The organism is Paenibacillus pedocola, from assembly GCF_031599675.1.
Classification (GTDB): Bacteria; Bacillota; Bacilli; order Paenibacillales; family Paenibacillaceae; genus Paenibacillus_AQ; species Paenibacillus_AQ pedocola.
Genome location: NZ_CP134223.1, coordinates 3,971,172 through 3,991,328 on the forward strand (window position 1 = coordinate 3,971,172; position 20,157 = coordinate 3,991,328).

General features: G+C 47.6%; 19 protein-coding genes. 4 read left to right on the forward strand and 15 right to left on the reverse strand.

Annotated elements, in window-relative coordinates:
* Positions 1–16 precede the first annotated feature (16 nt).
* The 3 genes from QU597_RS17535 to QU597_RS17545 all read right to left on the reverse strand — a co-directional run bounded on the left by QU597_RS17535 (position 17) and on the right by QU597_RS17545 (position 1,878).
* Entirely contained in the window at positions 17–496 is a 480-nt protein-coding gene (locus QU597_RS17535) for a DinB family protein (protein ID WP_310829151.1), read from the reverse strand.
* Between the two features lie 84 nt (positions 497–580).
* Positions 581–1,237 (reverse strand): hypothetical protein, encoded by a 657-nt coding sequence (locus QU597_RS17540; protein ID WP_310829152.1) that lies wholly within the window; start codon positions 1,235–1,237, stop codon positions 581–583.
* A gap of 20 nt (positions 1,238–1,257) precedes the next feature.
* Positions 1,258–1,878, reverse strand: coding sequence for an HAD family hydrolase (locus QU597_RS17545; RefSeq protein WP_310829153.1), 621 nt, complete (start codon positions 1,876–1,878; stop codon positions 1,258–1,260).
* Between the two features lie 107 nt (positions 1,879–1,985).
* Here QU597_RS17545 and QU597_RS17550 point away from each other — a divergent pair, with 107 nt between their 5' ends.
* Complete coding sequence (locus QU597_RS17550) at positions 1,986–2,804, forward strand: hypothetical protein (RefSeq protein WP_310829154.1); 819 nt, start codon at positions 1,986–1,988, stop codon at positions 2,802–2,804.
* A 39-nt stretch (positions 2,805–2,843) separates the two neighbouring features.
* On the opposite strand, the gene QU597_RS17555 is transcribed toward QU597_RS17550, so the two are convergent.
* The 3 genes from QU597_RS17555 to QU597_RS17565 all read right to left on the reverse strand — a co-directional run bounded on the left by QU597_RS17555 (position 2,844) and on the right by QU597_RS17565 (position 7,027).
* Positions 2,844–4,400 carry an ABC-F family ATP-binding cassette domain-containing protein gene (locus tag QU597_RS17555; RefSeq protein WP_054941172.1) on the reverse strand — a complete coding sequence of 519 codons (1,557 nt, stop codon included), beginning with the start codon at positions 4,398–4,400 and terminating at the stop codon, positions 2,844–2,846.
* A gap of 186 nt (positions 4,401–4,586) precedes the next feature.
* On the reverse strand, positions 4,587–5,957 hold the full coding sequence (locus QU597_RS17560; protein ID WP_310829155.1) for an FAD-dependent oxidoreductase: 1,371 nt from the start codon (positions 5,955–5,957) through the stop codon (positions 4,587–4,589).
* A gap of 35 nt (positions 5,958–5,992) precedes the next feature.
* A complete protein-coding gene (locus QU597_RS17565) occupies positions 5,993–7,027 on the reverse strand; it encodes a zinc-binding alcohol dehydrogenase family protein (RefSeq protein ID WP_310829156.1) in 1,035 nt (344 codons plus the stop codon).
* 505 nt (positions 7,028–7,532) lie between these two features.
* Here QU597_RS17565 and QU597_RS17570 point away from each other — a divergent pair.
* Both QU597_RS17570 and QU597_RS17575 read left to right on the forward strand, forming a co-directional pair.
* Positions 7,533–8,999, forward strand: coding sequence for a glycoside hydrolase family 5 protein (locus QU597_RS17570; protein ID WP_310829157.1), 1,467 nt, complete (start codon positions 7,533–7,535; stop codon positions 8,997–8,999).
* 237 nt (positions 9,000–9,236) lie between these two features.
* Positions 9,237–11,102: an LTA synthase family protein gene (locus tag QU597_RS17575; RefSeq protein ID WP_310829158.1), complete on the forward strand. Its 1,866-nt coding sequence runs from the start codon at positions 9,237–9,239 to the stop codon at positions 11,100–11,102.
* A 119-nt stretch (positions 11,103–11,221) separates the two neighbouring features.
* On the opposite strand, the gene QU597_RS17580 is transcribed toward QU597_RS17575, so the two are convergent.
* From QU597_RS17580 to QU597_RS17595, 4 genes are all read right to left on the reverse strand, one after another.
* Positions 11,222–11,542, reverse strand: coding sequence for a hypothetical protein (locus tag QU597_RS17580; RefSeq protein WP_310829159.1), 321 nt, complete (start codon positions 11,540–11,542; stop codon positions 11,222–11,224).
* 262 nt (positions 11,543–11,804) lie between these two features.
* The gene (locus tag QU597_RS17585; RefSeq protein ID WP_310829160.1) at positions 11,805–13,370 is read right to left on the reverse strand and encodes a DNA-binding protein; all 1,566 of its coding nucleotides are present in this window, start codon (positions 13,368–13,370) and stop codon (positions 11,805–11,807) included.
* Between the two features lie 203 nt (positions 13,371–13,573).
* Positions 13,574–13,951, reverse strand: coding sequence for an iron chaperone (locus QU597_RS17590; RefSeq protein WP_310829161.1), 378 nt, complete (start codon positions 13,949–13,951; stop codon positions 13,574–13,576).
* A gap of 264 nt (positions 13,952–14,215) precedes the next feature.
* Positions 14,216–14,755 carry a GNAT family N-acetyltransferase gene (locus QU597_RS17595; RefSeq protein WP_310829162.1) on the reverse strand — a complete coding sequence of 180 codons (540 nt, stop codon included), beginning with the start codon at positions 14,753–14,755 and terminating at the stop codon, positions 14,216–14,218.
* Between the two features lie 84 nt (positions 14,756–14,839).
* Here QU597_RS17595 and QU597_RS17600 point away from each other — a divergent pair, with 84 nt between their 5' ends.
* Positions 14,840–15,703: a hypothetical protein gene (locus tag QU597_RS17600; RefSeq protein ID WP_310829163.1), complete on the forward strand. Its 864-nt coding sequence runs from the start codon at positions 14,840–14,842 to the stop codon at positions 15,701–15,703.
* An 11-nt stretch (positions 15,704–15,714) separates the two neighbouring features.
* Here the strand turns inward: QU597_RS17600 and QU597_RS17605 are convergent, their stop codons facing one another.
* The 5 genes from QU597_RS17605 to QU597_RS17625 all read right to left on the reverse strand — a co-directional run bounded on the left by QU597_RS17605 (position 15,715) and on the right by QU597_RS17625 (position 20,151).
* Positions 15,715–15,963 (reverse strand): hypothetical protein, encoded by a 249-nt coding sequence (locus tag QU597_RS17605; protein ID WP_054941180.1) that lies wholly within the window; start codon positions 15,961–15,963, stop codon positions 15,715–15,717.
* A gap of 347 nt (positions 15,964–16,310) precedes the next feature.
* The gene (locus QU597_RS17610) at positions 16,311–17,267 is read right to left on the reverse strand and encodes an ABC transporter ATP-binding protein (protein WP_310829164.1); all 957 of its coding nucleotides are present in this window, start codon (positions 17,265–17,267) and stop codon (positions 16,311–16,313) included.
* Positions 17,257–18,246 (reverse strand): ABC transporter ATP-binding protein, encoded by a 990-nt coding sequence (locus QU597_RS17615; RefSeq protein WP_310829165.1) that lies wholly within the window; start codon positions 18,244–18,246, stop codon positions 17,257–17,259. Before QU597_RS17615 ends, QU597_RS17610 begins: the two co-directional genes overlap by 11 nt.
* 1 nt (position 18,247) lies before the next feature.
* Positions 18,248–19,147, reverse strand: coding sequence for an ABC transporter permease (locus QU597_RS17620; protein ID WP_310829166.1), 900 nt, complete (start codon positions 19,145–19,147; stop codon positions 18,248–18,250).
* Positions 19,148–19,188: 41 nt separating this feature from the next.
* A complete protein-coding gene (locus QU597_RS17625; protein WP_310829167.1) occupies positions 19,189–20,151 on the reverse strand; it encodes an ABC transporter permease in 963 nt (320 codons plus the stop codon).
* Positions 20,152–20,157 lie beyond the last annotated feature (6 nt).

A 20,157-nucleotide genomic window follows, 5' to 3' on the forward strand; every position in this document is an offset into this window, starting at 1 on the left:
ACCATATTAACTAATATTAATTCCTGAAAAGCCCTCTGCCAACCAAGTTTGCAGTAACCGGCTCTTTCCCTATTTCCCGTGACCAGACAGACAATTGCCCGATGTGGTGGATCTCGTGAGCGATCACATGCCGCAGGACTTCACCATAAGGATGGGCTTCCTGTGTTCCATCATCCAAGATATCCATCATAATGCGGTCTTCAAGGCTGTCGTCCCACGCATAGACAAATGGAGCTACTTCCGTGTGGCAGCGGGCAGAGAAATCCTTGATTTGCTGCAGACTGGCGACCTCTTCGAACGGAGGGATATTAATATGTCTCTCTTGAATTCCACCGCAGATCCAGCCATATTCGACAGCTACTATATGATAGAGTGTGGGGAGAATGTATCCTATACCACCTATGCGGTGTTTCATCAGCTCTTCCCGGCTCACCGTTTGACACCAGTCGAACCAGTCATTACGGACTTGCCAGTTGTATTCGAATAGTTTGATCATGCTCTCGACCTCCTGGATTATTCTACTCAATTTGACTAATAGTAAAATACACCTCAGCAGTGTATTCCAACTGCACGGCTAGCTCTATATTTCTCGGCTTCCTTCTACTACGCCCGCTTTGCCTATCATCCTCACACCAACAAATACATACCACAACACGGAAGCAGCCTGACATACAAAAAACACTGCACTTCCGGTCAGCCACGGAAAAGCTCCGATAAGGTCTAATAACGCGACCACAAATCCGACAATAGCCACAGACTTGCCGAGTACACTTTTTCTAATAACAAGACTCAAAATGATAGTTGCAATGCACAATATGATCGCTACTGTGTGCATGCCTCCATAGTAGATGCTGAGAACCAGCTTATAGATGTCCGGTGAAAGCTCAATATCATAGACGGGATAGACCAGCCGTCCCAGGATGCTGTCGAGAATGATGTAGACCGGGACCGTTACTGCCAGCAGACCGCATCCCAGCAGAGCCTGGATCTTATTCACCTGCACCAAAATTCTGTACAATCCAACAATGGAAGGGATAATCAATAATGCGGCAAAAAACAGCAGCTCGTCCGCCATCGAGATATTGAACTTCCACTCCTTCAGCCAGTTCATCAGTTCCGGATCCGGCAGCGGGGGGCGAGGCACCGGGAGAAGAAACAGAGACACACCCAGGAAGAGAATTCCCGAAAGAATAAAGGCAAATCCGCCAAATTTAACAATTCCGATTTTTGATTTCATGGTTTCAACTCGCTCCGGGGTTAGTTAAACAACTCTACCAGATCTTTTAAACGATTAATCGTATAATCCGGCCGGCTGACCGTCCCGAATCCATAGCTTGCAAAGACGAAAGGAATTCCGGCAAACGCAGCCGCCTTCTGATCCCCTTCCGTATCTCCCACATAAACCGGGTTCGCTAAGTTGTTTCTTTGTATAATCAGCTTAATATTCTCCCCCTTGGAAAGCCCGGTTCTACCCGGATTCTCAAAATCAGTGAAATACTTATCCAATTTATGATACTTATAAAAAGCTTCAATATATCCTGCCTGGCAATTGCTTACGATGAACAGCTTATATTTTGAGGATAATGCCTGGAGCACGGCCTCCAGCTCTTCATATAACATTCCGCCTTGCTCGGCAAGATACTGGCACTCCATTGCACAACATTCACTCAAAATCTTTTCTTGGATGTGCTCCTCTAAGCCAGGGAACAGTTTTCTGCCAACCTCTGCAACTTGGAGGCCCATAATTCCTTTTAAATCATCCTTAGTGATTTCATTGCCGATCTCTGTGTAACTACTTAATACGGAATTCCAGCCCACCACTACTACTTCCGTAGAATCCCAGAGGGTTCCATCCAAATCAAAAATAATGCTATCCATGCAAGCCCCGCCTTTGGTTGTAAAATATTCATCGCTCTGAATCCTGTTTCACAAATATGATATCATTTCCAGCCTTCCTTTTGCACTGCTGGTATAATTGGGGGGATATGCAAATTACCCAGAAAGGGTTGAGTTCAATCCGAACTACAATACAGGCAGCGGGCGCGATTCTTGCGCTGAGCTTGCTGCTAGGCTGCAGCAGTCAAAAAGCACCCAACTCTGTTACTGCAACTTTTGAAGCAGCTCCGTCTACTTCACCAACTTCAACTCCTTCTGCTTCATCTGCCGCGACGGACCAGGCAAAGATTCCAGCACATACAGAAGGTATCACCAGCCAATTTCCACTGGAGGGTCTGGCCAGTTCTGTAATTTTAGATTCTGTTAATGGTGCTCAGACCATTCGGGCGAGAACAGCAGCGGGGCAAGGCGAGCTGCTGATGATCTCCAGCGGTCCTGAAGAGCGGGGACATCTGAATGTATCCAGCAATTACGGTTTGGAAGGTGAGCAGACTTATCAGGCGGATTACTCCATCGTGTACCGGAAAGGAAACCAAGATCAGGAACTATTGAAACTGCCTGCTTTTTTATTCGTGCAGCCGACAGACCGTATTTTGGATTTTGCAAGGGTAAGCTTTAAGGAGGCAGAAATGTACCTGCTAACTCCCCAGTATAAGTCCGGACATGGACTGGTCGGGTATGCCTTTGCTATTGACAAAAGGAGCGGAGAGGCAATTCCGCTATCCTTCGTACAGAACGGTATCGTACAAGATACGCTTGTCTACGCCGAACTGCAGCCGGCACCAGTCAACGATAATGAACAGTTGGTCGTATTCTCTCCGGTTGGCGCGGGGGGCGATCCGGAACTGGGGCCAAGGGTATACACATTGGATCTGGTGAACCATCAATTTGTCGCCCGCAAAATATAAAAAAAGGCTGCCTCATAGAGGCAGCCCGGTGATGACAGTTTAGAATACTTTCGTTGTCCACGATTCGCAGTTCCACGTATCAGTTACGATATCACGGTAAAATTCAGGTTCATGGGAGATCAGCAGAATGCTGCCCTTATATGCTTTGAGGGCACGCTGCAGCTCTTCTTTGGCGTCTACATCAAGGTGGTTCGTCGGCTCATCCAGTACGAGCAGATTCGTCTCGCGGTTGATCAGCTTGCAGAGGCGGACTTTAGCTTTTTCGCCACCGCTTAACACTGCGATCTTGCTCTCGATATGCTTCGTCGTCAGACCGCATTTGGCAAGCGCTGCGCGGATTTCAAACTGCGTGAAGGACGGGAACTCACTCCAGATCTCTTCGATACAGGTATTGTAATTGGCATCCTTAATTTCCTGCTCGAAATAGCCGATTTCCAGCAGGTCGCCGAGTCTGGCTGAACCGGAAATTGCCGGAATCTGTCCGAGAATGCTGCGGAGCAGTGTGGTTTTACCGATACCGTTCGCACCGACTAGAGCGATCTTTTGTCCGCGTTCCATACTCAGATCCAGGGGTCTGGACAATGGAGAGTCATAGCCGATGACAAGGTCTTTGGTCTCAAATACCACCTTACCGGAGGTACGTGCAGGCTTGAAGTTAAACTGCGGCTTCGGTTTTTCCTTGGCGAGCTCGATCACTTCCATCTTGTCCAGCTTCTTCTGACGGGACATCGCCATATTGCGCGTTGCCACGCTGGCTTTGTTACGGGCCACGAAATCCTTCAGATCCGAAATTTCCTGCTGCTGGCGTTTAAAAGCAGATTCAAGCTGCGACTTCTTCGCCTCATACACCTGCTGGAAATATTCGTAATCGCCCACATAACGCGACAGGGACTGATTCTCCATGTGATAGATCAGATTGATGACACTGTTAAGGAACGGAATGTCGTGCGAGATCAGGATAAAAGCATTCTCATATTCCTGCAGATAGCGCTTCAGCCAGACGATGTGCTGTTCATCCAGATAGTTCGTAGGCTCATCCAGCAGCAGAATGTCGGGTTTCTCCAGCAAAAGCTTAGCCAATAGTACCTTTGTCCGCTGTCCGCCGCTGAGATCATGAACATCCTTATCCAGGCCGATGTCCGTGAGTCCCAACCCGCGGGCGGTTTCATCGATTTTGGCGTCGATCATGTAGAAATCCTGGTTCGTCAGTGTGTCCTGAATCGTACCGACATCCTCCAGCAGCTGCTCCAGCTCCTCCGGAGTGACATCGCCCATTCTGCCGTACATATCATTCATCTCTTGTTCCATATCGAACAGATACTGGAATGCCCCGCGGAGCACATCCCGGATCGACTGTCCCTTAGTCAGCACAGCATGCTGGTCGAGATAACCTACCCGCATACGTTTGGCCCATTCAATTTTACCTTCATCCGGCTGAAGCTTGGACGTGATGATATTCATGAAGGTAGACTTCCCTTCACCGTTAGCACCGATCAGACCAATATGTTCACCCTTCAGCAGGCGGAAAGATACATCAGTGAAAATAGCACGGTCACCAAAGCCGTGACTCAGCTTCTCTACATTTAATATGCTCATGAATTTAACACCTTTTCCTTTACAAAGTATACTCGTCATATTATAAAGGTTTTGGCTCCGCAACTCCATACAGATTACAAAAGAAATGATGTTTTTTCTTTCAGCTGCAGACCAGGCTATTGCCTTACGAAAAAAGCACACAAAAACTGCCGGAAATTTCCCGGCAGTTCTCTAATCAAATCACAGTCAAATTTGTGACAACACATCATTCAGCGCTTCTGCCATGGTCGGATGTGTGAAGATCGTATCCCTCAGCACCGTGTATGGCTGGCCGGAGTTCATGAAGACCGATACGATGTTGATAACCTCGCTCGATTCGGCTGCAAACATGGTGAACCCCAGCAGAAGATCAGTATCTGCATCTACGATAGCCTTCAGGAATCCATCCGTATTTTTCAGCTGACGGGCTCTTGGGATGGCAGCAGCTGCCCATTTCCCTACCTTAACCTTATAGCCTTGTTCCTTAGCTTCCGCCTCGGTAAGTCCGACATGGGACAGCGGCGGGTCGATGAAAATCGATGACGGAATGAATTTGCGGTCTTTCGTCGAGCGCAGCTTCCGGCCATACAGCTGATCCTTCACGATGCGGTAATCGTCCAGCGACACATAGGTAAACTGTGGTCCGCCGTTCACATCCCCAAGTGCCCAAATATTCGGGACATTGGTTCTGAGCGTCTCATCCACTTTTATGAATCCGCGCCCGTTAAGCTCGATACCCGCAGCTTCTACATTCAGGCCCTCTGTGTTCGGCTGTCTGCCGGTCGCCACCAATATAACATCGGCTTCCAGTTCTTCCGCAGAACCCGGAGACAACAGGGACAGCTTAACCGTCCCAGCTTCGTCTGTAATCCGTTCCACTATAGTTTGCAGACGAATCTGAACCCCTTTGTTCTCCAAGATCTGTTGTACCGCCTCAGCAACATCCCGGTCTGCCTTAGGCAGAAAATTTCCGCCCTGCTCAATCAGCGTCACTGCGGTACCAAAGCTGGCGTAGATCGAAGCAAATTCCAGCCCGATCGGACCGCCGCCAAGGACAGCCAGCCGCCGCGGCAGCGAGGCTAAATCCAGCATTTCCGTGCTCGTATAGACCTTTTCACTTTGGATTCCCGGTATGTCCGGGATAAATGGCTTGGCTCCTGTATTCACAAAGATCCGCTCAGCTTCCAGGACTATGCTGCCATCCTCTGTCTCTACGCGGACTTCATGCGGGGAGAGAAAGGAAGCTGTACCTGTGATCACCTCGGCACCCGGCTGGTTGCTGACATTATCGAAGTTTTTGGCTCTCAGGAAGGTGACCAGCTCGTCCTTCTCCCGGATCGCTTGTTCATACATCCGGCTCCGCACCTCAGAATCGGCAACCTTGAGCTCGGAAACCAGCTGCGCCTGATGCGCCAGCACTTTGGTTGGGATACAGCCGATGTTAATGCACGTGCCTCCATACATAACCGGGGACTTTTCTACTACAGCTACTTTAAGCCCCTGACTCGCCAAAAAGGGCGCCAGCGTCTTCCCCCCTTTGCCGAATCCGATGATCATGGCGTCTACGTTCTTTCTCACCTGTACTCCCCCTCTCAGTACTCTATCCTAATGTTTTATTCGAAGCGTTCCAGTACTACTTTGCCAACGGTACGGCCCGATTCCAGCATGGCATGTGCCTTACGCAGGTTCGCGGCATTGATCGGTTCCAGCTTGTCGGTTGTAGTCGTGCGAATTACGCCTTCGTCAACGAGCCGGGCCACCTCATTCAGCAGCTTATGCTGCTCAATCATATCCGGAGTCCCGAACATGGAACGGGTGAACATGAGCTCCCAGACAAACGTGACGCTTTTGTCCTTGAGCAGGGTCAGATTCAGCAGTTCATCCGTCTCGACAATCGAGCAGATTTTCCCTTGCGGTGCGATAACCGCGGCCATGCTCTTCCAGTGCTTCTCCGTACTGTTCAGGCAAAAAATATAATCCACCTGAGCAAATCCGGCGGCCTGCAGCTGTGGCAGAAACTCCTCAAAATGATTGATCACATGATCCGCTCCCAATCCCTTCGCCCATTGTGCTGATTCCGGACGGGAAGCTGTACCGATAACGGTCAGTCCTGCATGTTTGGCAAGCTGAATGGCGATTGAACCGACACCGCCTGCTGCTCCGATGATCAGAAGCGTTTTGCCGGCATTATCAGCCTTGCCTGTGGAAATCCCCAGCCGGTCAAACAACCCTTCCCACGCCGTGATGGACGTTAATGGAAGAGCAGCAGCCTCTGCATAAGTCAGTGTCGCCGGTTTCGAACCGACGATCCGCTCATCCACCAGATGATACTCACTGTTTCCACCCGCACGCTTAATGCTGCCTGCATAGTAGACCTCGTCACCAGGACGGAATAATGTGCAATCCTCTCCGACCTGTTCTACCACACCTGCAACGTCCCATCCGAGCACTCTGGGAGCTTCCTCTACCCGGCTTTTTGGGGAGCGCACTTTGACATCTACCGGATTTACAGAAATCGCTTTAACCTTTACCAGAATGTCTTTGCCTGTTGGGACCGGCTTCTCCAGCTCCACATCAATCAGGCTCTCCGCATCATCGATTGGCAAGTATTTGATTAAGCCTACTGCTTTCATTGTTTCTTTGGTCATGGGTTCGCATCTCCTTATCATAACTGTAATGTACTTAAAATTAGTTAGTACAGTAAGTATAGTTTATACATGCACTTCCGTTAAGAACGCACATTAATGTGAGATAGTATCATTTTGTATACTGGACTCCATATCAACAAGTCCTTCATCTCACATCCAGCTGACTCTTCCGGTTCTTCATTCGCATGAATTAATAACTTTATAATAACTAAAATAGATTTTTAGTAATACATTTTGAATTTTTTCATTTATTTAGCTGATATCTATCTTCCCACACACAAAAAAAGATAATAAGTACCTTTTTTAGGTAAAATGCATAAAATAATTATACATAATTTAAATAACAAAATGCTAATATATAACCATCCATTAGAACCAATCAAACATTTGAAAGCGTAACCAAGTATGTCACCCTCATTCAATAAAAATTCTGGAGGTGAACCGCTAGGCATTGTCTACAATCCATGAGGGTCTACATAAATACAATTCCCGGGGTGGTTTTTTGGTGATTTTACGCAAGTGGTCAAGAGCAATAGCGGTATTCCTTCTGGTATTCTCCTTAATTGGACAGGCTCCTAAAAATGCGCATGCTGCCAGCGGATTTTATGTAAGCGGAACCAAATTGATGGATTCTACCGGACAACCTTTTGTTATGCGCGGAGTCAATCACGCGCATACATGGTATAAGGATCAGCTCTCAACCGTGATTCCTGCAATTGCTAAAACGGGTGCTAATACGGTCCGAATTGTATTATCAAACGGTTCTAAATGGTCCCTTGACGATATGAATGCCGTTAATAGTATTCTCAGCCTCTGTAAGCAAAACAAGCTGATCGCCGTTCTAGAGGTGCATGATGCCACAGGAAGCGACAGTCTCACAGATTTGAACACTGCCGTAAATTACTGGATAGGCATCAAAAATGCGCTTATCGGCAAGGAAGACAGCGTGATCATCAATATCGCCAACGAGTGGTATGGCACATGGGATGGGGCAAATTGGGCTAATGGCTATAAGCAGGCAATCCCGAAACTTCGCAGCGCCGGTCTGAATCATACACTGATAGTCGATTCGGCAGGCTGGGGGCAATATCCGTCTTCTATTGTCAATTACGGAACTGAGGTGCTAAATGCAGATCCGTTAAAAAACACAATGTTTTCTATCCACATGTATGAATATGCCGGCGGTAATGCGAGCACTGTCAAATCAAATATTGACAGTGTGCTGAATAAGAATCTGGCATTAATTATTGGTGAGTTTGGCGGACAGCACACTAATGGCGATGTAGATGAAGAGACCATCATGAGCTATTCCAAGGAAAAGGGCGTTGGCTGGATGGCCTGGTCATGGAAGGGTAACAGCAGTGATCTGTCCTATCTAGATATGGCAAATGATTGGTCAGGCAGCTCACTTACCTCATTCGGCAATACCGTTATAAACGGAAGCAACGGTATTAAGGCTACATCCGTCTTATCCGGGATTTTTGGAGGCGGAAACACAGACCCTGGGTCCGGAAATACCTCTACCTTGTATGATTTCGAATCAGGAACTGTGAGCTGGGCTGGCAGCAATATTACAGGCGGCCCATGGACGACCAGCGAATGGAAGTCTGCCGGAACATATTCTCTCAAAGCAGATGTGAACTTATCCTCCAACTCCAAACACAGCCTGTATATTGCCGCCAGTCAAAATCTCTCGGGAAAAGCAAGTCTCAAAGCAACCGTAAAACATGCAGCCTGGGGCAGCTTCGGTAATGGTATCTCTGCCGTTCTGTATGTGAAAACCGGTTCGGGTTGGACTTGGTACGACAGCGGAACTACGCTGATCAATTCGAACAGCGGCACCACTTTGACCTTGTCACTCAGCAACATTCCGAACTTGAATGATGTCAGAGAGATTGGAGTCGAGTTCCGGGCTTCTTCGGGCAGCAGCGGCCAATCTGCTATTTATGTGGATAGCATAACTGTTCAATAACCGTTTAAGCACGTTAAATATCGTTAAGGAATCGATTAGGCTCATGTCACTGACATGGGCCTTTCAAGCGTCTGCATTCAATTCAGCAGTTTCCTCTGCTGGCATCTTTTGTCCATTAATTGTTCATCTTTACTTCATATGAATTTTCATCATTTTCAGGTAATCTAATGTAGTTGATTTTGAAAGCCCCGGTGTAATAGAATGAATTAATTAAATAGAAAAGGATGCGCATAACCCATGCGATTGAAGGAACCGCGTACACTCAGTAAAAGATCCATACTCTTTTTCTCCATTATCATGCTTGCGAAAAGCTATTTCGCCTGGTATTACTTGTTCGAAGACGGGCCGACCTGGAGTACATTGTTCAAAGAACTCCCCTTTGTCCTTATCATATTTTGTCTGATTGAGTGGTTCGCCACAAAACGGAAGATTGCTATCTACATGCTCGTTAATCTGTTAATTACTGTTCTATTCTTTTCCCTGATAGTCTACCATAATCACTTCGGGATAATCGCCACTTCACAGGTGATCGGTCAGGCGAAACAGGTGGGAGCGGTCAAAAAGAGTATTTTTGCCGTCATTCATCCGCAGTATATGCTGATTTTCCTGGATATCATTATTATCAGCCTCATTATGCTAAGCCGGAAGAAAGCGCTGGCCTGGAAAAAAGCCATGTCGCGCCAGAGCAACCGCAAGGTAGTCGCAGTCCTCTTCTGTATCTCCCTGGTAATCTGCATGATGAATATCTTCCCCAACAAAGCCAGTATGAATGAGACAGTCCAAGCTGAGCAAATGGGGATTCTGAATTATGAGGCCTATGCCCTGCTTGCGGATCAGGAGGAAGAGGTCATCGACAGCGCCCAGATTACTCAATCGGTGATCGATCAGACCAAAGGTATTCAGGCCCAGACTAGTCCTATACTGTACGGAGCCGCAAAAGGCAAGAATCTGATTATCATTCAGATGGAATCCTTTCAGAACTTCTTAATTCATTTATCGATAGACGGACACGAAATCACACCGAACATGAATAAGCTGGCGGACAGCAGTATCTATTTCCCGCGCTTCTTCCAGCAGGTTGGTCAAGGCAACACCTCAGATGCGGAATTTATCGTAAATACTTCCTTTTATGTTCCGCCGGATGGTCCGGCAACCGAAATTTACGCTCCCAAAGAGCTGCCAAGCTTACCGAAACTGCTGCAGGCTCAAGGCTATGACACCGCCACCTTCCATACGAACGAAGTTGATTTCTGGAACCGCGGTGAGCTCTATCGTGCACTTGGTTTTAACCGTTATTATGACAAAGCCTTTTTCGGTGAAGACGACACCATTTTTTATGGTTCTTCTGATGAAGTCCTCTATTCGAAGACCTCATCTGAGCTGGCCCGGATGAATGAACGCAGTGAACCTTTTTATTCACATGTCATCTCAATGTCTTCCCATAACCCCTTCTCAATTCCGGAGAACAAATATCAAATGACCTTGCCGGAACGATATGAAGGTACCTTTGTGGGTGATTATATTCGTGCCCAGAACTACGCGGATTACGCGCTGGGACAGTTTATTGCCGAGCTCAAGGAAAATGGAGTCTGGGACGACAGCCTGATCGTGCTGTACGGAGATCATCGCGGACTGCCTATTTTCTCGCTGAAGGAAGAGGATAACGTTTTACTCGAGGAAATACTTGGTCATGAATATAACGAGCGTGATCTGATTAATATTCCGTTAATTATTTCCTCAGCCGGAGTTCCGGCTCCAAGCGTACAGAATCAATTAGGCGGACAGGTGGATATTTTACCGACAGTAGCGAATTTGCTGGGTGTGTCTGTGGAGAATCATATTCATTTTGGACAGGATTTATTAAATCAGACGGCCTACAATCTGCTGCCTCAGCGTTATTATCTGCCAACCGGATCGTTTGTAAATAACGAAGAGCTGTTCTTATCCGGCAGCGGGTACGAGGACGGCCAGCATTACACGCTGTCTGGTGACGGCAACAAGCCGCTTCTCTCCACTGAGGATGAGTTCGACCGTGCACTGAAGCTCCTTCAGCTCTCAGATAGTTATGTGTCGCAATTACCGGATAGGGAAGTCTTGGAATAAGACGGATACAAGTACGCTCATGTAAACAGCCACTCCAGCTTCGCAATTGTCGAAGTAGGGGTGGCTGTTTGTAATTAACCTTACGCGGAATTACTATTCAAAAGACGTAAGCCTATATATTAGGCTGTTGTGTACCATATGAAAAGATAGTAATCATTTTCATTTTCCCCAAATAGCTCATAAAGGTTCCAGTCATCGTAGATAACTAAATTCTTTGAATTGCTTATGAGAATATCTTTGTAATTTATTTCTATATCCAATTGATTAATTCTTTGAGATGCTTCATCACTGCTCACTACTCTAAAATCTCCATTCTCTATACTGTAATGAAGAATTTGATTTAGTATCCCAATTCTATTTTGAATCACAGACTTCTCTTCCCATAACAACTCATCTTCGCAATATTTCAGTCGCTCTTGCAGTAATATATATCCTTCCATTTCAGATTTAACTTCTGATTTTTCAATCGAGAGCAGATAACAATAAACTTCGTCACGTAGAACTATGTATTCTTGTATTTGAAAATTAGACTTAAACGGGAGATGTATATAGACACTTGGACTTCTATTATCCATAAAATCTTGTTTGTTTAAAATAATTACCAGCTCCTCACAGTAATAACTTTACCGGCGATTGCGCTAGATTCCCCAAACACAAGAAACAGCCGGGAAATACCCGGCTGCTCTCGGTTTACAGCAAGAATTACTCGACCGGTACGTTCGCAATCGTCACTGGCTCTGTATATTTTGCCGTACTGTTCAATCGAAGACGCATACTGGCCGCGCCGGTGATGTTCGGATTGATGGATACGGTTAATGTTTTGGAGGCAACACCACTAGAATCAGCCGTAAGCGAGAAAGCCGAACTGTAGCCATAGGAAGACGGCCAGGAACCATCGCTGTTCTTGATCTTCGCAACCTGCGTTCCCGAGCTGTTGTAGATGCCAAGGCTGTAGCCGGAGGTCGTTGAGTTGGCTGTCAAACCTGACAGGATGACATTCACCTGGAATTCATATTGATTAGGAAGTGTCGCCTGATGTTCAAATATATAAGCCGGGTTGGTGGTTGATGGTGCAGCTACACCATAAGAACCGCTCTTAAACGTAGAAGGGTCATACCATTTGTATCCGGAAGCCGGAGTTGCCCAAGGCTCTGCCACCGGCTGCGTGGAGTTCGCGGGTATTTCCCAGCTGGACAGCGTAGTGGCTGTATCCAAGGTAAGCCCGGGTACCGCAGAAAGTGAGGTATAGCTTTCCTTCGTTGCTAGCCAGTTGACCATGTTGAGCAGCAGGGTGGCGTCGTCCTCTTCTTCATAGCCGTCATATGTGGTTTTGGCACCACCTGTCTCTTCCTTCTTGTATTTAGGCGAAGCATCTTCTACCGCCGAGGAATCTCCGATAAATGCTGCTTTGCCTGCACTTACCTTAGCCACAGCGACAAACGGCCCTTCCGCAACTCCGCCGCCGTTATATACCCCGGCATCCACTGCGCTCGGCCAGGCCGTAGCTGTCGTCGGCACATAGACGATCCCTTTCGCCTTGGCAGGATTGGTAATAGCAAGCGTTGAACCGGCGTGAACGGCAACTGTGGATACTCCGCTTGTAATATTGAAGGCTTGGGCCGGGGCCACAATGTTGTTGGCTACGACATCACCGAGTGCGTTGTAGCGGAACCTCACCCCAAAGTTAGTGGACAGCCAATCCGAACTGGCAACACCAGACATGGCGGACGAAGCAGCTTCCTCCGTACTCATGCCAAGTGCAGGATTACTCCAGGCACCTCTCCGGTAGCCGTTAAAGACCTCTGAGGCGTCCCAACGGTTTTTATTCCGGTCCGCATTGTAATGATCGCTGATAAAGAAAATACTCCCGCCGGCGTTTACATAGCTGAGCAGCGCCGCCTGCTCGGATGTCTTATAAGGAATGTTAGCTTCCGGAATCACAAACACGTCGTAGCCGGACAGATCCGCCAATGTAATCGCAGTGCTTTTACGCAGTTCCTTCACATAATAGCCAGCACCCGCTAAACCGCCTGCAAAATCTGAAAAGGCGCCATCGATGACCCAATCCGCTGCACCCGCGGTCTGGGCATGCGAATTATCGAATAGAACCTTCTTGCCGTTCGCTGTAGCCGGAGTGATACTGGGAGCAGGATCGGACGGTCCTTCGGCATTGACCTTCAGGGACGGGATTCCTAAAGCCGCAGCCAGAACAGCGGCAATGGCCAGACTCGTCCAGGTTTTGCGCAGACGCGGAAAGCTATGAAGCATTAACATTCCTCCACTCTATTCTTAGGATATGACCAATGGCGGTCGCAACTAGAATAGCATAGAAGAATCTGGCAAAGGATATAATTTTACTATTTTTACAATTTTAATATATATTTGTGAAAGACGCACAATATATTAACATACTATTGATCTAAATCGCTCTAAAACCTGAAAGGAAAGAGCACTTGATAGCGTATCCGCCTTCACTTGGAATTCCGCCAAAACGTTGAACAGTCTGCTTTATCCTGAATATTGAATTCGATCATTTCCTTCAGCAAGGAATAATCCACCGGTTTTTCCCAGCGGATGCGTACCAGCTGCTTCGTGTGATCATAGCCGGCCTGCACAATTTTATTAGAGAAATGATTAATCCCTGCCAATTCAGGAGCAACCGCTATATGCTGTTTGGCTACGCTAAAGCCAATAATATACGTGCCGTGATCGGTAAACATGGGCTGATTCCAGGCAATTTTGGGCATCAGACCGGGAAATGAATCTGTGACCCAAGCCAACACTTCTTCCATGCGGGCCAGATGTTCCGGATGATCAATCTTGGCTAAATACTCTGCAAAAACTTCCATGTAGTTCCTCCTTAAAGAATACGGCTTATTATTCCTTGTACTTATTCCAATCCACTATCTCTATCCATTCTCTAATGTCTACGTCTTCCAAGGTTCAATCCGTTATGCATTCCTACTCAAACGGTATAACCCTGATTACCGGCCGCAATACCTTATTAGTTGATTTGAATACCAAAGTAGAATGCAGCTGTATTTCTTACATCCCACACCGTCGATAAAGTATACGTATAATAGCCAGGCTCATCGGGTGTTATGTAGCCCATGTCATCTCTTATACTCATGTTCAAGAATCGAATACAGGTAAGAGTCATGCCATCCACCCTTATGCCACATATGTTCACGCAAATGGCCCTCGTAAGTCATACCGATCTTTTGCATCACTTTCGCAGAACCGATATTGTCCGGGCGGCAGGTCGCGTAAATCCGGTGCAGTCCAAACTCACGAAAACCCAGCTTCAGCAGAGCTTCCGCTGCCTCACTCGTATAGCCCTGCTTCCAGAACAGCGGATTAAAACAATATCCGATCTCCCCCTGCTTCGGGTCACTAAGATGAAGTCCGCATCCGCCCAGCAGCTGATTCGTTGCTTTCAGTACCACTGCGAATTCAAACCCCCGGCGGGGAGATTGCTTTTGCATATCAATAGTTAATTTAAGATAATCTCTTGTCTCCGCTTCAGAGTTCGGGCCCCAGATCATATATTTGGCCACTAACGGATCTGACGCATAGGCATGCACTTCTTCCAGATCTTCGAGCGTGAATTCCCTAATGATTAACCGGTTCGTCTCAAGCTTAAAAGTGTTCATCTATAGCCCCCTTTCTTGTAAGAAACCCAATCTTCCATTATTCTAGTAGTCAATAGATCCCGTATGGCACAGGAGGAATTGCTAATGGACAAAAAAACGCTGGCTGCATTAAAGAAGCTGTACCGTTATGACAATTCCGGGTATGATGCAGAGCGCGGTGTCAGTCTGTACCGGTTGGAGAGCTTAAGCCTTGAAGAGCGCAGGCTACTTACGCATTATGGATGGGAAGCAAATGAACTGGAATGGATCACCCATGATGAAGGGAACCGGATGCTGATGGCCCTTCAATCGGATGAGCGGTTGTCATGGTCAGGGATAGCGGGAGCATTCATAGCAGGTGTTGGCGGAAGCTTTCCTAGAGGCATATCTCCACTAATGAGCTATCACAGGATGCTCCAGATGAAGGAACATGAATATGTTCAAGCAGAGCACTTCATTTGCTGCAAAACCTGCGGATTTCATAAAGACCAGTGGGTGAATATCTCTTACATCCGTTATGCCCTCCACTTAGGCAATGTATATGGCAGCACTACAGGAGCATACGCTGATTTAACGGAGATCGCGGAGCTGCTGGAGCACAGCCCTATTGTACCGGCAGCAGCAGATATTGAGCTTTTCAGACAGCTTATCGAAAGCCTTGATTCAGCACCACCTGACGAAACACCCGGTCAATTTGAGAAACGGCTGACTTCCTCCCGGCTGATAAAAGGTACTGCGGGTACACGCCGGGGTATTCTGCAATCGCTTGCTGCGCTGGGTGTGCTGCCGAATCAAATCTTGACGCTTACTCCCGCTCAATGGACGAATACAGAAGAAATTTTGAATGGGGAGCTTCATTTGAACAATACCCGGGGACGCTCCGATATGGAGATGCCATGGGCCGGCTGGCAGGGTAAGCTTGGTGTTAATACAGCAGTTCTGAACCAGTTGTTCGGAGAGTTCCTCTGATATCCCTCAGGTTAATTCAGTTCCTTGCTCTTAATCGTAAAGCCGCGGACCTTCATCCACTTCCCGGCAACCGATTCATCGACGGTTCCTGTTTTGGTTCTGACGCAAAATTTATGCGACGTCCCTCTGTCAAAGCCGGATGCCTCATAGAGCAAATCGTCACCCGCCTGACCCTTGAAATACACCTGCTTTAGGCCGAGCCGGCTTAGCAGCTCCTGCTTTACACTTTCAATATACATGCGCGAATATTCTTTAGACATTGTTGTTCTTTCCTCCTGCAGTGTTCATTCTCTTGTCCATTATACCATTCTCTTGTGGGAGGTGATTTAATTGAACTCGAGAAATTCTATTATGGGATTGAACGTGACTGCAGAGAATGTTTGGACTTCCGGCCGCTGTTATGTTTGGATTTCCTGATTTAATCGCTGAGCACGGTTGAAATCCAAACATAAAGGCGGACGCTATCGCTCCGTAAGGCTCAAACTTCTCTTCCGCCACTTTTCCCTAATTGTATATTTTCAAATTCCATTTATATAGTGGGCTAGAAGCAAAAAGCAGCAGTCCTCCACGATCTGGAGGACTGCTGCTGTATTGAGACTGTATTTACCTATTCAACCAGGTGGCACGTTGCAAAATGGCCTTCGGCTACCTTCCTCTGTTCCGGCTTTACCACCTTGCATGTATCCAAAGCATAAGGACAGCGAGGATGAAAGGTGCAACCGCCAGGAGGATTAAGCGGTGAGGGGATCTCTCCTTGAATCGATAACATCTCTTGTTTATTTTCCGGCTTATCCGGGATTTTCAGAATCGAATTAAGCAGCACCTGAGTATACGGATGGGTTGGTGTCTTGAATAATTCATCTGCCGGAGCCTGCTCAACGACCTCTCCCAAATAAAGAACAGCAATATCGTCGCTCAAATACTCAACAACCGCCAGATTATGCGAGATGAAAATATACGTAAGGTTGAACTCTTCCTGTAAATCACGCAGCAGCTGAATGACCTGAACCTGAATGGACACATCCAGTGCCGAGACGGGTTCATCACAAATAATCAGCTTCGGATTCAGCGACAGCGCCCGGGCGATGCCGACACGCTGCAACTGCCCGCCGGACAATTCATGCGGATATGCATACTGAACCTCATCCGGCAGACCGACACGCTCCAGCAGTTCGACCGCCCGTTCCCGCCGGCTCCCCTTTGTTCCTATTTTATGGATAGCCATTGCATCTTCGATGGCCTCCCCTACAGTCATCCTCGGATTGAGACTCGCCTTGGGATCTTGAAATATAATCTGCATATTCCGGCGCAATTCACGCAGCTTTTTCTTGTTGATGCTGGAGAGGTCATTTCCCTCAAAAAGAATTTTACCCTTGTCAGATTCCAGCAAACGCAGGACCATCCGTCCCAGTGTTGATTTTCCCGAACCGCTCTCCCCGACAAGCCCCAGCGTTTTTCCGGCTTCCAGGGTAAAGGATACATTCTCGATAGCATGCAGCTTCTTGCCTTGTACGCGAAAGGTTTTGGAGACATTCTCTACCTGCAAAAGTGGACTAGACGGCATAGGAAGCTACCTCCTCGGCATGATGACAGGCAATTTGATGATCTATGCCAAATGTGCGGAGCTCAGGCACCTCATGGTGGCACCGCTCCGTTTTGTAGGTGCAGCGTTCGGCAAACGGGCAGCCGGCAGGAGTCTCGGTAAGCGTCTTTGCCGACTTCGGAATGGAAATAATCTCTTTCCCCTTATGGCCAACCTCAATAATAGAGCGTTTTAACCCGATGGAATACGGATGTGTCGCCTTGCGGATGAACTGATCCGTCGTCGCCATCTCCATGATTTTCCCGCCGTACATCACAATAATTTTGTCGCAAAAATTGGTGGCGAGGCCAAAGTCATGCGTTACCATCACTACGCTCATCCCGTGTTTTCTGCGCAGGTCCTGCAGCAGTGCGAGAATCTGCATCTGAACCGTCACGTCAAGCGCTGTAGTCGGCTCATCGGCAATCAGGAGCTGAGGTTCACAGGCCAGTGCGATGGCGATCATGATCCGCTGGCGCATCCCGCCGGAGAATTCATGCGGATAATTTTTGAATCTGGATTTCGGATCGGGAATACCCATTTCGTGGAGCAGTTGAATCGTCCGCTCAAAAGCTTCCCTGCGGCCTGCATATTGATGCGTCAGCATAGCCTCCATAATCTGATCCCCTATGCGCATAACCGGGTTCAGGCTGGTCATCGGGTCCTGAAACACAACGCCGATATCGCGCCCGCGGATATCTTCTAACTGTCTCGGCCGTAATTTGAGTAAATCCTTCCCCAGAAAATTAGCCGTTCCCGAGGTGATTTTCCCATTTTCACGGAGCAGTCCGATGGAAGACATTAAGGTGACGGATTTGCCTGAGCCGCTCTCGCCGACGATTCCCAATGATTCATTGGCATTTATCGCAAAGCTGACACCGTTAACGGCAAAAACCTCATCCTCACTTCTGGAGAATTTGACATGAAGGTTATCAATGGAGAGCAACGGTTGTTCTTGCATGTTAATTTCCCCCTTTCGGACTGAACGCTTCCTGAAGCCCGTCTGCAACAAACAGAAAAGCCAGCAGTGTCAGGGCAAAGATGCCCGCCGGAAAATATAACAGCCACGGAAAGCCGAGAATATTGTCACTGGCTTGGGCAATCATATTCCCGAACGAAGGGATTGGCGGCTGAAGCCCCATACCAAAGATGCTCAGTCCAGCAATCTGTGTGAGATCGCCGGGGATTCCGAAAGCAAGGGCAACCCCCATGCTGCCAATAACATTCGGCAACATATAGCGTCTGGCAATATGTGCCTGGGAAGCCCCCAGGGCTCTTGCCGCTTCTACCATTTCACCATCCCGCATCCCCAGAACGAGACTGCGGATCAGTCTGGCATAACCCGCCCAGCCGGGAATACCAATAGCAAGAATCAGCGAGGTATACCCTCGTCCTAACAGAATAACCAGAATCAGGGCAAAAAGAAATCCCGGCAGCGTCATCATGAAATCCACAGCACGCATAATAATCATATCTGCGATCCCGCCGCGCAAGCCTGCCCACAGGCCCAGGATAATTCCAATCACGAAGCTGACTACTGTTGCTCCAAAGGCAATAATAAGCGCACTGCGGACACTGTACAGAATTTGGCTGAACATATCATGCCCGACATTATCGGTACCAAAGATATGCTGCCATGAAGGGCCTTGGTTAATCGCCAGAAAATCTCCGGTGCGATAGTCATAAGGGGCCACATAAGGTCCAATAATCCCGGCAATCAAAAAAAGGACAACCCAGACCATACCGATAACCGCAAGCTTATGGTTTTTGAAGCGTTTCCATCCCTGATAGAATGGAGACCGATGAAAGGTTCTTTTCTTTACGACAGCATCTGATTTCTTTATTACAGCTGAGCTTGCCAATTGCCCGCTCCCCCTCCTAAGATCGTATGCATTCCATTGGTTTATAATTTGACCCGGGGGTCAATCAAGGCATAAACAATATCCACCAATAAATTGATGACCATAATCATGGAACCGAGCAAAAAGACTGAAGTGATCGCAAGCGGATAGTCGAAACTGGTGAACGCCGTCTGCATCACCTGTCCGAGCCCCGGAATGGCAAAAATCTGCTCAACCCAGATCGTTCCCATGACCGTAAATGCAAACTGGGGTCCAATGACGGTAATCATCGCTGTCAGCGAATTTTTAACACCATGCTTGAAAACCATCGGCCAGTATTTCACTCCTTTGGCTTTCGCCGTCCGGATGTAATCCAGCCGCAAGGTTTCGATCAGGCTTCCCCGCATGTATCTGGCCACCACACCAATGTTCCCCGCAGCCAGACAGATCACCGGAAGAATGACATCCTTCCATGTCCCCCAGCCAGTTACAGGCAATATCCCTTGAAAAACAACCCCGAACAGCAGAACCATAATTACCGCGAGAACAAACGCAGGGATGGCTTGACCCGCGAGTGAGATTGTACTAACTACATAATCAATCCATGTATTCCGTTTCAAGGCGGCTATAATGCCGAGCGGAACACCAATAATTACGGACAAAAGCACTGAACCAAAGGCTAAAAGTGCACTGATCGGCAAAGATTGCTTCAGCTGATCTGCAATTTTCAGGGAAGGATTCTGCATCGAATTTCCGAAATTGAAGGTTAATTCATGCCAAATATACTTTAGGATCTGTCGCCAAAGCGGCAAATTCAAACCATACCGGCTTTCGAATTGTTCCATGATTTTATGATAAAGAACAGGGTTTTGTCCTTGCAGCGGAGCAAGTACCGTAGCCATAATATTGCTGTTCATGAAGCCGCCTGGCGAGTAATACATCATAATATAGCTGACTGTGATGACAAGCATCAATGTGATAATGATCTGAACTATGCGCTTTAACACAAACTTTGCTACAGTCATTCCCGA

Coding starts and splice junctions, on each gene's coding strand:
- QU597_RS17615 (WP_310829165.1), bottom strand. CDS start 18,246: ATGCAAGAACAACCGTTGCTCTCCATTGATAACCTTCATGTCAAATTC.
- QU597_RS17575 (WP_310829158.1), top strand. CDS start 9,237: ATGCGATTGAAGGAACCGCGTACACTCAGTAAAAGATCCATACTCTTT.
- QU597_RS17565 (WP_310829156.1), bottom strand. CDS start 7,027: ATGACCAAAGAAACAATGAAAGCAGTAGGCTTAATCAAATACTTGCCA.
- QU597_RS17550 (WP_310829154.1), top strand. CDS start 1,986: ATGCAAATTACCCAGAAAGGGTTGAGTTCAATCCGAACTACAATACAG.
- QU597_RS17625 (WP_310829167.1), bottom strand. CDS start 20,151: ATGACTGTAGCAAAGTTTGTGTTAAAGCGCATAGTTCAGATCATTATC.
- QU597_RS17595 (WP_310829162.1), bottom strand. CDS start 14,755: ATGAACACTTTTAAGCTTGAGACGAACCGGTTAATCATTAGGGAATTC.
- QU597_RS17555 (WP_054941172.1), bottom strand. CDS start 4,400: ATGAGCATATTAAATGTAGAGAAGCTGAGTCACGGCTTTGGTGACCGT.
- QU597_RS17585 (WP_310829160.1), bottom strand. CDS start 13,370: ATGCTTCATAGCTTTCCGCGTCTGCGCAAAACCTGGACGAGTCTGGCC.
- QU597_RS17545 (WP_310829153.1), bottom strand. CDS start 1,878: ATGGATAGCATTATTTTTGATTTGGATGGAACCCTCTGGGATTCTACG.
- QU597_RS17580 (WP_310829159.1), bottom strand. CDS start 11,542: ATGGAAGGATATATATTACTGCAAGAGCGACTGAAATATTGCGAAGAT.
- QU597_RS17590 (WP_310829161.1), bottom strand. CDS start 13,951: ATGGAAGTTTTTGCAGAGTATTTAGCCAAGATTGATCATCCGGAACAT.
- QU597_RS17540 (WP_310829152.1), bottom strand. CDS start 1,237: ATGAAATCAAAAATCGGAATTGTTAAATTTGGCGGATTTGCCTTTATT.
- QU597_RS17610 (WP_310829164.1), bottom strand. CDS start 17,267: ATGCCGTCTAGTCCACTTTTGCAGGTAGAGAATGTCTCCAAAACCTTT.
- QU597_RS17535 (WP_310829151.1), bottom strand. CDS start 496: ATGATCAAACTATTCGAATACAACTGGCAAGTCCGTAATGACTGGTTC.
- QU597_RS17605 (WP_054941180.1), bottom strand. CDS start 15,963: ATGTCTAAAGAATATTCGCGCATGTATATTGAAAGTGTAAAGCAGGAG.
- QU597_RS17600 (WP_310829163.1), top strand. CDS start 14,840: ATGGACAAAAAAACGCTGGCTGCATTAAAGAAGCTGTACCGTTATGAC.